Here is an 11,411-nt window from a genome sequence, read left to right on the forward strand (position 1 = left end):
CGAATGGCAGTGGATGAGTGGCTCGGCTTCATTCGATCAGTGCAGCAGCGCGGTCACGTTCGATTCATCGCCTGACGTGGCGCGCGCCGCCGCGCATGATCAGCCGAGAAGCCCGGCGTCGCGCAATGCGCCGCGCACGACGTCGTGGTAGCGCGCATCGAGCGGCGTGAGCGGCAAGCGGATGCCGCCTTCCATGCGGCCGAGCGCCTGCAGCGCCCACTTCGCCGGAATGGGGTTCGATTCGCAGAACAACTGCTTGTGCAGCTCCAGCAGGCTCAGGTGGATGCGGCGCGCGGTGATTGCGTCGCCTGCCAGCGCGGCGCGGCACAGATCGCTCATCTGCTTCGGCGCGACGTTCGCCGTCACCGAGATGTTGCCGTGGCCGCCGAGGAGCATCAGCGCAATGGCCGTGGGATCGTCGCCGCTCAGAATCGCGAAGTTCGCCGGCGCGTGCTTGATGAGATACGCGGCGCGATCGATGTTGCCGGTCGCCTCTTTCACGCCGATGATGCCCCGCACCTCGGCGAGACGCAGGATCGTCTCGTTGCTCATGTCGGCAACGGTGCGGCCCGGCACGTTATAGAGGATCACGGGCAAATCGACGGCTTCCGCAATCGCGCGGAAATGGCGATACATGCCTTCTTGCGTCGGCTTGTTGTAATACGGCACGACTTGCAGCGTGGCGTCGGCGCCGACCTTCCTGGCCTGCTTCGACAGCTCGATGGCTTCCGCTGTCGAATTCCCGCCCGCGCCCGCGATGACCGGAATGCGCTTTGCGGCGTGCTCGACCGCGGTTTGCACCATCAGGACGTGCTCTTCGACCGACAGCGTCGCCGATTCGCCGCTCGTTCCCACGACGACCAGCCCGTTCGACCCCTGTTCGACGTGCCAGTCGATCAGCTTTCGAAACGCCGGCAGATCGAGGCTGCCGTCCTCGTGCATCGGGGTGACGATGGCAGGAATGCTGCCACGGATCTGGATGCCGCCGTTGGTGCCGCTGCTAGTTCCGTTTGTCATGAAACTCTATGAATTTAATCGTGAATTTAATCGCGAAAAGCGATATTACGCGATTGTAGCGGATTAGCCCGCCAAATCGTAACGCGGCGGACCCGGGGGTGTGTTACCAATCGTGAGCCGGTTACCGGTTGCGTCGACTTCACTTACCGCGCAGATTCGCTGCACGTAGGCAGCACGCGGCGTCTCGACAAAACCGTCTTCAAAGGCGATCACGCGAAGCCGGCCGCGCACCGCTTCCAGCAGTTCGCCGGCTTCCAGCAGGAACGCGGGATTGGACGGCTTGCCGATACATTCGTTGCCTGCGGCAAACGTCTCGTAGATCAGGACGCCGCCGGGCGCGAGGCTGTCGATCAGGCGCGCAAACAGCGGCCGATGCAGATAGTTCGTCACGATCACCGCGGCAAATCGGCGGTCGGCGGGCAACGGCCACGGCCCGCCTTCGATGTCCGCAACCAGTGTCTCGACGCCCTCGCATCCGGACAAAGACGCGAGCGCGTCAGCATCGCGATCGACGGCGAGCACCGCATGGCCGCGCGCCGCCAACCAGCGCGCATGACGCCCGCCGCCCGATGCGACATCGAGCACTGGCGCGCCGGCCGCGACCAGACGCGCCCAGCGCGTGACCCATGTGCTCGGAATGCCCGCTTCCATCAGTTGTACGAGAGGCCCATTGCCTCGCGCACGTCGCGCATGGTTTCGACGGCGAACTTGCGCGCCTTGTCGCAGCCATCGGCGACGATCGCGCGCAGCAGCGACGGATCGTCCATGTACTTCTGCGCGCGCTCGAGCATCGGCTGCTGTTCCCGCAGGATGCCTTCGATCACCGGCTGCTTGCAGTCGAGGCAACCGATGCCCGCTGTGCGGCAACCCTTTTGCACCCACTCGTGCGTGGCTTCGTCCGTGTAGACCTGATGCAGTTGCCACACCGGGCACTTGTCGGGATCGCCCGGATCGGTGCGGCGCACGCGCGCCGGGTCGGTCGGCATCGTGCGGACCTTCTTCGTGATGGTCTCGGCATCCTCGCGCAAGCCGATGGTGTTGCCATACGACTTCGACATCTTCTGGCCATCGAGACCCGGCATGCGCGACGCTTCGGTCAGCAGCACCTGCGGTTCAACCAGGATGATCTTGCGCGCGCCTTCGAGATAGCCGAACAGACGCTCGCGGTCGCTCATCGACAGGCTCTGCGATTCCTGCAGCATCGCGCGGGCTTGTTCGAGCGCTTCGGCATCGCCTTCCTGCTGATACGCGACGCGCAGCTCGTGATAGAGCTTCGCGCGCTTGCCGCCGAGCTTCTTCGCGGCATCGAGCGCCTTTTCCTCGAAATCCGCTTCCTTGCCGTAGAGGTAGTTGAAGCGGCGCGCGATCTCGCGCGTCATTTCGACGTGCGGCACCTGATCCTCACCGACCGGCACCAGCGACGCGCGATACAGCAGAATGTCCGCCGCCATCAGCACCGGATAGCCGAGGAAGCCGTACGTCGACAGATCCTTTTCCTTCAGCTTCTCGATCTGCTCCTTGTAGGTCGGCACACGTTCGAGCCAGCCAAGCGGCGTGCCCATGCCGAGCAGCAGCGACAGTTCCGCATGCTCGGGCACGCGGCTCTGGATGAAGAGCGTCGCCTGCGCCGGGTCGATGCCGGATGCCAGCCAGTCGATCAGCACTTCCCAGACGTTTTTCTCGATGACCTCGGGCGTCTCGTAGTGCGTCGTGAGCGCGTGCCAGTCGACGACCGCGAAGAAGCACGGGTATTCGGACTGCAGCCGCACCCAGTTTTTCAGCACGCCGTGATAGTGGCCGAGGTGCAGCGACCCGGTGGGCCGCATGCCGGAAAAGATACGGTCAGGGAACATGATCTTATGGGAATAGTGAAGCGAAGGGATTCAGAATGGCCGTTACCGCCGCATAACCGACGCTCACGAGCGGGCTCAGCCAGAAGCGCGTGAGCACGCCCGTCACGACGAGCGCCATCACGATGAAGAAACCGTAAGGTTCGAGCTTCGAAAACGCAATCGATGCCCGCGCCGGCAGCAGCGCCATCAGCACGCGCCCGCCATCGAGCGGAGGCAGCGGGAACAGGTTCAGCACGCCGAGCACGAGATTCACGCCGACGCCCGCGGCGGCCATGCGCGTGAGAAACGCTTCGTCGACATTGAAAGCCGCGAGCAGCACCGCCGTCACGCCCCAGACGAGCGCCTGCACGAAGTTGCTGCCGGGGCCGGCCGCGGCGACCCACAGGCTGCCCCAGCGCGGATTGCGCAGGTTGCCGAACGCGACCGGCACGGGCTTCGCATAGCCGAACATGAAACTGCCGTTCGTGACGAAGTACAGGACGATGGGAATGACGATGGTCCCGATGGGGTCGATATGGCGCATCGGGTTCATGGAAACGCGGCCGAGCACGTAGGCCGTGTTGTCGCCGAGCAGACGCGCGGCATAGCCATGCGCGGCCTCGTGCAGCGTGATCGCGAAGATCACCGGGAGCGCGTAGACCGCGATGGTTTGTATCAGAGAAGGATCCATGGGGCGTTATTGTATCAAGCGGGAGGCCGTCTACAGGCGCGCGCGACGCCCCTTGGCACGACGAATCGCGCGTTGGCCGAGCGGCCTATGCCGCCAGTCCGAACGGCTCGAGGCTTCCCCGTCCGGCGCGCACGAGCACCGGCTGGCCGCTGGAAAGATCGATCACCGTCGACGGCTCGGCGGGACACGCGCCCGAATCGACCACGAGTTCGATTTGCTTTTCGAGTCGCTCGCGAATTGCCTCGGCGTCGTTGAGCGGCTCGGTGTCGGGCGGCAGGATCAGCGTCGACGCGAGCAGCGGTTCGCCGAGCGCTTCGAGCAGCGCCAGCGTGATCGCGTGATCCGGCACGCGCAGCCCGATCGTCTTGCGCGACGGATGCGACAGCCTGCGCGGCACTTCCTTCGTCGCCTGAAGCACGAAGACGTAAGGCCCCGGCGTCACCGACTTGATGAGCCGGTACTGCCGGTTGTCGACCATTGCGAAGTTCGATAGCTCGGACAGATCGCGCACGAGCAGCGAGAGCAACTGCTTGTCGTCGATGCCGCGGATGCGCCGCAGCCGCTCGACGGCGTCCTTGTCGTCGAGATGGCAGGCGAGCGCATAGCTCGAATCGGTCGGCAGCGCGACGATGCCGCCGTCGCGAATGATCTGCACCGCCTGATTGATGAGCCGCGGCTGCGGATTGTCCGGATGAATACGAAAGAATTGGGACATGGCGACGCCTCTTGTTCCGATCGTGTTCGCGGTTCGACGCGCTCGCGCGCGAGAATTCTGCGACGCGGACGCGGGCTAGTCAGGCATGATGCGACGCAAGGCGCATGCGCGCCAGTGATTTGCAACCGGAGCTTCAGACCCAGCGGTGCCAGACAGGCGTGAGGTCTTGCGGCAGCGGCGGAAGCTGCCCCAGATCGATGCGCCCTTCTCCCGGCGCATGAAAGTCCGAGCCGCGCGACGCTTCGAAGCCATAACGGCGCGCGACGTCCGCGTACTCGCGATACTGGTCCGGCGTATGGCTTCCGGTCACGACTTCGATCGCGTTGCCGCCGAGCCCGATGAACTCGTCGAACAGCGCGGCGAACTCAACCGGCGTGTAATCGTAGCGGCCGGGATGCGCGATGATCGGCTCGCCGCCCGCTTGGCGGATCCACGTCATTGCGTCCGCGAGCTTCGCCCAGCGATGCCCGACGAAGCCGGGCTTGCCGTCGCCGAGATAGCGCGCGAACACATCGGACGTGCTCTGCGCGTAGCCTTCGTCCACCAGAAAACGCGCGAAGTGCGTGCGCGAGATCATGTCGGGGTCGTCCGTGTAGCGCAGCGCACCCTCGTAGGCATTCGGAATGCCCACCGCCGCGAGCGCCTCGCCGATCGCCACGCCGCGCGCCGCACGGCCATTGCGCGTCGCTGCGAGACCGTTCGCCAGCTCCTCGTTTTCCGGATCGACGTTCATGCCGACGACATGCACCGTGCGCCCCGCCCACGTCACCGAAATCTCCACGCCCGCGAGATAGCGCATGCCGAGCGCCTCCGCCGCCGCGCGGGCTTCGCGCTGGCCGCCCAGCTGGTCGTGATCGGTCAGCGACCAGATGGCGACGCCGCCCGCATGCGCGCGTGCGGCCACGTCGGCGGGCGCGAGCCGGCCGTCGGAAACGGTGGAATGGCAGTGCAGATCGGCGTTGATGGCGGTGGGATTCATGGACGTGATTTTACGTTAAGGGCGCGGATCGCCGCTCGCGGCGCCCGCAGCCGCTCACGACGGTTCACGCGCAGAACGACTCGATTAATTCCGCGACGCGCCCGGGCTGGTCGTGATGAATCATGTGCCCCGCGCCGCTCACGACTTCCTCGCGCCAGTCGCGGAAGGCGGCGAAGCGCGTCTTGAATTCGGCGATGGGCATGTCCCCGGCGAAGCGCGCGAGCGTCGGCGACGCCTCGGCCTCGACGTGCAGCACTTTCGCCTGCACGCGCGACCAGACGGCCATCACTTCGTCGAGCCGGTACAGCGTAGGGCTGCGCAGCTTATGTGCCGGGTCCGCGAGCAGGTGGTAAGCGCCGTCGGCTTCGCGGCGCGACCAGTGATCGGCGAGAAAGCGCGCCCGCGAACGCGCAAGACGCGGATTCGTCTTGATCAGGCGATCCGCGACGTCATCGAGCGTTGCGTAGCTGCGCAGTTCGGACGGTACGCGCAACTCGTCGAGCCATCGCGCGATGGCCCCCGGCGCCTGCGAGGGACGCGCCGCCGCGAGTCCGAAGCCCTCCAGATCGACGACGCGCCGCACCCGCTCCGGCCTGATCCCGGCATAGTGGAGCGACACGTTCGCGCCCATGCTGTGACCGACGAGATTGACCTCGGCGGCGGGCGCGTAGTGGTCGAGCAGCACGTCAAGATCGGCGAAATAGTCCGGAAAGTAGTAATGCCCGCCGCCCCGTTGAGCCACTGGCCAGTCCGACAGGCCGAAGCCCCGTGCGTCGGGGGCGAGCACCTGCCAGTCGCCAGCCAGCGCGTCGACGACGAACTGAAACGATGCGGCCACGTCCATCCAGCCGTGCAGCATGAAGAGCATGGGCGCGCCGGGCGAACCCCAGCGGCGCACGTGCAGCCGCACGCCGCGCGCGTCGACGAACTCGGAGCGCGATTCTTTCATGGTCCCGCCTTCGATCAGAAAAGGATGATCGTTCGAGTATAACGGCGACCGCGCAGCTTCCGCCGTGGTGTCAGGCGGAATCGTCGAGACCCGCCAGCGCGCGAAGCTCGGCCTCGTCGAAGCCGGCGTCGCGGCGCGCTTCGAAGTTGAACGGGCCGCGCAGCTTCGGCGCGTGATACTGCTCGGCCAGGCGCTCGTACGTCGTGTGCGGGTCCAGCGAAGCCTCGTCGCACAGATGCCGGAACCAGCGATTGCCGATCAGCACGTGGCCGATCTCGTCGCGCAGAATCACGTCCAGGATCGCAGCGGATGCGTGATCGCCCGCCTGCGCGAGCCGCTTGCGAATCGGCGGCGAGGCGTCCAGTCCGCGCGCTTCGAGCGTGCGCGGCACGAGCGCCATGCGCGCGAGCACGTCGGCGCGCGTGCGCTGCGCCATGTCCCACAGGCCGTCGTGCGCGGGGAAGTCGCCGTATGCGTGACCGAATTCCGACAGCCGCGCGCTCAGCAGCGAAAAGTGATGCGCCTCTTCCGCCGCGACTTTCAACCAGTCGAGATAAAAATCGCCCGGCATCGACGGGAAGCGCCAGACGGCGTCGAGCGCGAGGTTGATCGCGTTGAACTCGATGTGCGCGAGCGCATGCAGCAACACCGCGCGCCCCGCTTCCGACTGCATGCCCCGCCGCTTGAGCGACGACGGCTCCACGAGCTCGGGCCGCGCCGGGCGGCCGGGCAAGTCGCCGGGGTCGGACAGCGCGAGCGCCGGATCGATCCGCAACGCGCCCACGCGGGCCGCTTCGTATAGCGCCCGCGCCTGCTCGGCCTTCGTGGCGGGATCGCGTTCGCACAGAATCGCCAAGGCGCTGCGGCGGGCGCATTCGGGAGAGGACGGAGAATTCGGCATGGCACGTCTGAACAAAAGCGGAAAGGCACGCTCGGCGGCGGAATGCCGCAAACGGCTAAAATGTTAACCCCGGCGCAGGCACAAGGCGCACGAGGTGTACAGCGATTCGCGCTACGCGAGGCGCGCATTTTAGCGCCGCGCGGCTGCGATCCCCATCGACGACCAGACGAAGACCTGAGGAGACACCGTGGCAATTTACAAACTCGGCGACGACGCCCCCACCATCCATGAAAGCGTGTTTCTCGCCGATACCGCGACCATCATCGGCCAGGTGACGCTCGAAGAGAACGCAAGCGTCTGGCCAGGCGCGGCGCTGCGCGGCGACAACGAGCCGATCGTGGTCGGACGCGGCAGCAATGTGCAGGAAGGCGCGGTGCTGCACGCGGACCCGGGCTTTCCGCTGACCATCGCGAACGACGTGACCGTCGGCCACCAGGCGATGCTCCATGGCTGCACCATCGGCGAAGGTACGCTGGTCGGAATTCAGGCCGTGGTCTTGAATGGCGCGGTAATCGGCCGCAATTGTCTGGTTGGCGCGGGCGCGATCGTTACCGAAGGCAAGGTGTTTCCCGACAACACGCTGATACTCGGCGCGCCCGCCAAGGCGGTGCGCGAGATCGGCGAAGCGGACATCGCCCGCATGCGCGCCGCGACGGCAAGTTATGCCGACCGGCGTGAATACTATAAAGCGCAGCTCGTGCGCATCGGCTGAACGGCGGCGCTGCGCGATACGCAGCGCCGCACGTTCCGCCTCAACACCCAAGGAAGAGTTGTGAACGACCAGTTGCAGAAATTCATGTTCAACGCGGCGCCCGTGCGCGGCGAAATCGTCTCGCTGCGCAACACGTGGCAGGAAGTGCTCGCGCGCCGCGCGTATCCGCCGGCCGTGCGCAACGTGCTGGGCGAAATGATGGCCGCGTGCGCCCTCTTGTCCGCGAACCTCAAGTTCGACGGCACGCTCGTCATGCAAATCTATGGCGACGGCCCCGTGAAGATGCTGGTCGTGCAGTGCAACTCGAACTTGTCGCTGCGCGCGACGGCCAAGCTCGCCGAGGGCGCGGAAAGCGAACTGCAGAACGACATGTCGCTCGCCGACCTGCTCAACCGCCACGGACATGGCCGCTGCGTCATCACACTCGATCCCTCCGACAAGAAGCCTGGCCAGCAACCGTACCAAGGCATCGTGCCACTGTCGGGCGAGCATGGGCCGCTCGCGTCGATGGCCGAGGTGCTGGAACACTACATGCATCACTCGGAGCAGCTCGATACACGCATGTGGCTCGCCGCCGATACCGACCGCGCCGTCGGCGTGCTGCTGCAAAAGCTGCCGGGCGATGGCGGCATCGTTCCGCATCCGGGCGAGCATGACGCCGATACGTGGCAGCGCGTCTGCCATCTCGGCAGCACGCTCTCGACCGAGGAATTGCTGAAGGAAGAACCGGAGACGGTGTTCCGTCGTCTCTTCTGGCAAGAGAACGTGCAGCACTTCGAGCCCGCGTCCGCGCGCTTCCAGTGCACGTGCTCGCGCGAGAAGGTCGGCGGCATGCTGAAGATGCTCGGTCGCGAGGAAGTGGACAGCGTGATCGACGAACGCGGGGCCGTCGAAGTGCATTGCGAGTTCTGCAATCAGCGTTACGAGTTCGACCCGGTCGACGTTGCGCAACTTTTTGTCGCAAAAGAGCTCTCACAGGGCGTGAGCCCCGCGGCCGACCAGCGCCATTGAGCGCCGTCGGAGCCTTGTCCGGCGTGCCATCGAGTGTGCCGGGCGGGCGTCGGATCGCCTGAGCGGGGGAAACGGTGCGCGTGGCTCATGCGAGCCGCCGCACGCTATGATGGACCTTTGTTTAGTTGTCCGACCGGCTGGAGGTCGAAAATGAGAAACGTCCCGTTCCTGTTGAAACTATCGTCCGGCGTGGCCGCGGTATCGCTCGTCGCCGGCTGCGCGATGGACCCGCCCGGCCCCTCGCCGATCTATAGCCGCCTGCCCAGCACGTCGGCTCCGGTGCAGCAGATTGTCACGCCCGAGCAGGAGATGGAGCGCTATAACGCCATCGACAAGCAGGCGCTGGCCGAATCGCAGCAATCGGCGACATTCGGCAACAGTGCGAAGATGATGTCCGGCTACGCGACGACGCCGATCAACGTGTACGGCGGATATTCGAGTGGCGGCTGGGGCGGTCCTTATTGGGGGACCGGCGTCGGCTTCGGGACCCGGTGGTAATCAACCCGCTTTCTGCCGAACAAAAAGAAATGGCGCAGTCGATGACTGCGCCATTTGTCTTTTCCGTCCGCGATATTACTCTGCCGCGCCCTGCTTTTTCTTCGCGTCTTTTTCCTTGCGCGCCTTGCGATCGAGGTCGCGCAATTCCTGTTTCGAACGCGATACCGGGTTCGGCACCACCCGCAGCGGCGCCGCCGATACCTGCCCGCGCGTCGAGCCATTCACCGCCGGCGCATTCGCCGAGTTGACCGGCGCCGTCGAATTGGGCGACACGAACTGCACGAACACCTCGCTGTCCTTCACCATGCCCATTTCATAGCGGGCGCGTTCTTCGACGGCGGCGGTGCCGCTTTGCAGGTCCTGCACTTCGCCCTGCACGCGCTCGTTGCGCAGTTTCAGGTTCGTGTTCTTGTCGGTCTGCTGCGCGAGTTGCTGCTGCAATTCATGCACGCGCAGCCAGCCGCCGTGCCCCCACCAGAGCGGGTATTGGATCAGCACCAGCAACAAGACCAGAACGACAGTTACAAGCCGCATTCGAGTAGCCGAAATAAGCGCCGCCGGACGGCTTCAGTGACACCGAAGCCGGCGCGGCGGACAGAGAATAAAGCTAACGTCCTTATCGACTAAAGCGGCGAAAGCTTTAGCGCAAGTTGTAGAACGCCGACTTGCCGGGGTAGCTTGCGATATCGCCGAGATCTTCCTCGATACGCAGCAACTGGTTGTACTTCGAGATGCGGTCGCTGCGCGACAGCGAGCCCGTCTTGATCTGACCGGCGTTCAGGCCGACGGCGATATCGGCAATCGTCGAATCTTCCGTCTCGCCCGAGCGGTGCGAAATGACCGCCGTATAGCCCGCGCGCTTCGCCATTTCGATCGCCGCGAACGTCTCCGTCAGCGTGCCGATCTGGTTGATCTTGATCAGGATCGAATTCGCGATGCCCTTCTCGATGCCTTCCTTCAGGATGCGCGTGTTCGTGACGAAGAGATCGTCGCCGACGAGCTGCACCTTCTTGCCGAGGCGATCGGTCAGCGTCTTCCAGCCGTTCCAGTCGCTTTCGTGCATGCCGTCTTCGATGGAAACGATCGGGAACTTGTCGGCGAGCGTCGCGAGATAGTCGCTGAATTCGCCCGACGAAAGCTGCAGGCCTTCGCCCGCGAGCTGGTACTTGCCGTCGTGATAGAACTCGCTCGCCGCGCAGTCGAGCGCGAGCAGCACGTCTTCACCCGCGCGATAGCCCGCTTTCTCGATCGCCTGAAGGATGGTGGACAGGCACTCGTCGTTGCTGCCGAAGTTCGGTGCGAAGCCGCCTTCGTCACCGACCGCCGTGCTCATGCCGCGATCCGACAGAATCTTCTTGAGCGCATGGAACACTTCCGCGCCGCAACGCAGCGCTTCGCGGAAGGTCGGCTGGCTCACCGGCACGATCATGAATTCCTGGATGTCCAGGCTGTTGTTCGCGTGCGCGCCGCCGTTGACGATGTTCATCATCGGCACCGGCAGTTGCATCGCGCCCGAGCCGCCGAAGTAGCGATACAGCGGCAGGCCCGCTTCTTCCGCAGCGGCCTTCGCGACCGCCATCGACACGGCCAGCAGCGCGTTCGCGCCGAGGCGCGATTTGTTCTCGGTGCCGTCCAGCTCGAGCAGGGTCTTGTCGAGGAAAGCCTGCTCCGAGGCGTCGAGGCCCATGATGGCTTCGGAGATCTCGGTATTGATGTGTTCAACCGCCTTCAGCACGCCTTTGCCGCCATAGCGGCCGGCTTCGTCGTCGCGCAGTTCGATGGCTTCGCGCGATCCCGTGGACGCCCCCGACGGCACCGCGGCGCGGCCCATCGTGCCCGATTCGAGCAGTACGTCGCATTCGACGGTGGGGTTGCCTCGCGAATCGAGAATCTCGCGGCCGATGATATCTACGATAGCACTCATGGTTTCCTCAAATTGACGATGAATTCTGTCGGTCACGATGAAGCGATGACTCGTTGCTGCACTGGCTTCGCTCAGACCTTCTGACGGCTGCGTGGTTCGCGCCTGCTTTCACGCGACCATTTCTTGTGCTTGTGAAGCGGACGCCGACCGCGAGGCGCCCGCTCGACTGTGCTCAACCGCGT

Annotated in this window: 13 protein-coding genes; 3 read left to right on the plus strand and 10 right to left on the minus strand. The window is 65.0% G+C overall.

Going from position 1 to position 11,411, the window contains the following annotated elements:
- Window positions 1-99: 99 nt before the first annotated feature.
- The 8 genes from dapA to BG57_RS00405 all read right to left on the minus strand — a co-directional run bounded on the left by dapA (window position 100) and on the right by BG57_RS00405 (window position 7,084).
- Window positions 100-1,017 carry a 4-hydroxy-tetrahydrodipicolinate synthase gene (dapA, locus tag BG57_RS00370; RefSeq protein ID WP_035959427.1) on the minus strand — a complete coding sequence of 306 codons (918 nt, stop codon included), beginning with the start codon at window positions 1,015-1,017 and terminating at the stop codon, window positions 100-102.
- A gap of 63 nt (window positions 1,018-1,080) precedes the next feature.
- Complete coding sequence (locus BG57_RS00375; RefSeq protein ID WP_035959429.1) at window positions 1,081-1,668, minus strand: class I SAM-dependent methyltransferase; 588 nt, start codon at window positions 1,666-1,668, stop codon at window positions 1,081-1,083.
- A complete protein-coding gene (locus BG57_RS00380) occupies window positions 1,668-2,870 on the minus strand; it encodes a tryptophan--tRNA ligase (protein ID WP_035959430.1) in 1,203 nt (400 codons plus the stop codon). Before BG57_RS00380 ends, BG57_RS00375 begins: the two co-directional genes overlap by 1 nt.
- A gap of 4 nt (window positions 2,871-2,874) precedes the next feature.
- Window positions 2,875-3,540: a site-2 protease family protein gene (locus BG57_RS00385; RefSeq protein ID WP_035959432.1), complete on the minus strand. Its 666-nt coding sequence runs from the start codon at window positions 3,538-3,540 to the stop codon at window positions 2,875-2,877.
- Window positions 3,541-3,625: 85 nt separating this feature from the next.
- Window positions 3,626-4,255, minus strand: a complete 630-nt coding sequence (locus BG57_RS00390; RefSeq protein ID WP_035959433.1) for an L-threonylcarbamoyladenylate synthase — start codon at window positions 4,253-4,255, stop codon at window positions 3,626-3,628.
- Between the two features lie 133 nt (window positions 4,256-4,388).
- Window positions 4,389-5,234 (minus strand): 3',5'-nucleoside bisphosphate phosphatase, encoded by an 846-nt coding sequence (locus BG57_RS00395; protein ID WP_174447173.1) that lies wholly within the window; start codon window positions 5,232-5,234, stop codon window positions 4,389-4,391.
- Window positions 5,235-5,298: 64 nt separating this feature from the next.
- A complete protein-coding gene (locus BG57_RS00400) occupies window positions 5,299-6,183 on the minus strand; it encodes an alpha/beta fold hydrolase (protein WP_035959434.1) in 885 nt (294 codons plus the stop codon).
- A gap of 70 nt (window positions 6,184-6,253) precedes the next feature.
- The gene (locus tag BG57_RS00405) at window positions 6,254-7,084 is read right to left on the minus strand and encodes a ferritin-like domain-containing protein (protein ID WP_035959435.1); all 831 of its coding nucleotides are present in this window, start codon (window positions 7,082-7,084) and stop codon (window positions 6,254-6,256) included.
- 187 nt (window positions 7,085-7,271) lie between these two features.
- On the opposite strand from BG57_RS00405, the gene BG57_RS00410 reads away from it, so the two are divergent.
- From BG57_RS00410 to BG57_RS00420, 3 genes are all read left to right on the plus strand, one after another.
- Window positions 7,272-7,796: a gamma carbonic anhydrase family protein gene (locus BG57_RS00410; RefSeq protein ID WP_035959436.1), complete on the plus strand. Its 525-nt coding sequence runs from the start codon at window positions 7,272-7,274 to the stop codon at window positions 7,794-7,796.
- 60 nt (window positions 7,797-7,856) lie between these two features.
- The gene (gene hslO / locus BG57_RS00415; RefSeq protein WP_035959437.1) at window positions 7,857-8,807 is read left to right on the plus strand and encodes an Hsp33 family molecular chaperone HslO; all 951 of its coding nucleotides are present in this window, start codon (window positions 7,857-7,859) and stop codon (window positions 8,805-8,807) included.
- 150 nt (window positions 8,808-8,957) lie between these two features.
- Window positions 8,958-9,305: a hypothetical protein gene (locus tag BG57_RS00420; RefSeq protein ID WP_035959439.1), complete on the plus strand. Its 348-nt coding sequence runs from the start codon at window positions 8,958-8,960 to the stop codon at window positions 9,303-9,305.
- 75 nt (window positions 9,306-9,380) lie between these two features.
- On the opposite strand, the gene ftsB is transcribed toward BG57_RS00420, so the two are convergent.
- Both ftsB and eno read right to left on the minus strand, forming a co-directional pair.
- Window positions 9,381-9,839, minus strand: coding sequence for a cell division protein FtsB (ftsB, locus tag BG57_RS00425; RefSeq protein ID WP_035959440.1), 459 nt, complete (start codon window positions 9,837-9,839; stop codon window positions 9,381-9,383).
- 106 nt (window positions 9,840-9,945) lie between these two features.
- Window positions 9,946-11,229, minus strand: a complete 1,284-nt coding sequence (eno, locus tag BG57_RS00430; protein ID WP_035959441.1) for a phosphopyruvate hydratase — start codon at window positions 11,227-11,229, stop codon at window positions 9,946-9,948.
- Between the last annotated feature and the right edge of the window lie 182 nt (window positions 11,230-11,411).

Source organism: Caballeronia grimmiae (assembly GCF_000698555.1).
GTDB lineage: Bacteria > Pseudomonadota > Gammaproteobacteria > Burkholderiales > Burkholderiaceae > Caballeronia > Caballeronia grimmiae.

Coding starts and splice junctions, on each gene's coding strand:
- dapA (WP_035959427.1), bottom strand. CDS start 1,017: ATGACAAACGGAACTAGCAGCGGCACCAACGGCGGCATCCAGATCCGT.
- BG57_RS00375 (WP_035959429.1), bottom strand. CDS start 1,668: ATGGAAGCGGGCATTCCGAGCACATGGGTCACGCGCTGGGCGCGTCTG.
- BG57_RS00380 (WP_035959430.1), bottom strand. CDS start 2,870: ATGTTCCCTGACCGTATCTTTTCCGGCATGCGGCCCACCGGGTCGCTG.
- BG57_RS00385 (WP_035959432.1), bottom strand. CDS start 3,540: ATGGATCCTTCTCTGATACAAACCATCGCGGTCTACGCGCTCCCGGTG.
- BG57_RS00390 (WP_035959433.1), bottom strand. CDS start 4,255: ATGTCCCAATTCTTTCGTATTCATCCGGACAATCCGCAGCCGCGGCTC.
- BG57_RS00395 (WP_174447173.1), bottom strand. CDS start 5,234: ATGAATCCCACCGCCATCAACGCCGATCTGCACTGCCATTCCACCGTT.
- BG57_RS00400 (WP_035959434.1), bottom strand. CDS start 6,183: ATGAAAGAATCGCGCTCCGAGTTCGTCGACGCGCGCGGCGTGCGGCTG.
- BG57_RS00405 (WP_035959435.1), bottom strand. CDS start 7,084: ATGCCGAATTCTCCGTCCTCTCCCGAATGCGCCCGCCGCAGCGCCTTG.
- BG57_RS00420 (WP_035959439.1), top strand. CDS start 8,958: ATGAGAAACGTCCCGTTCCTGTTGAAACTATCGTCCGGCGTGGCCGCG.
- ftsB (WP_035959440.1), bottom strand. CDS start 9,839: ATGCGGCTTGTAACTGTCGTTCTGGTCTTGTTGCTGGTGCTGATCCAA.
- eno (WP_035959441.1), bottom strand. CDS start 11,229: ATGAGTGCTATCGTAGATATCATCGGCCGCGAGATTCTCGATTCGCGA.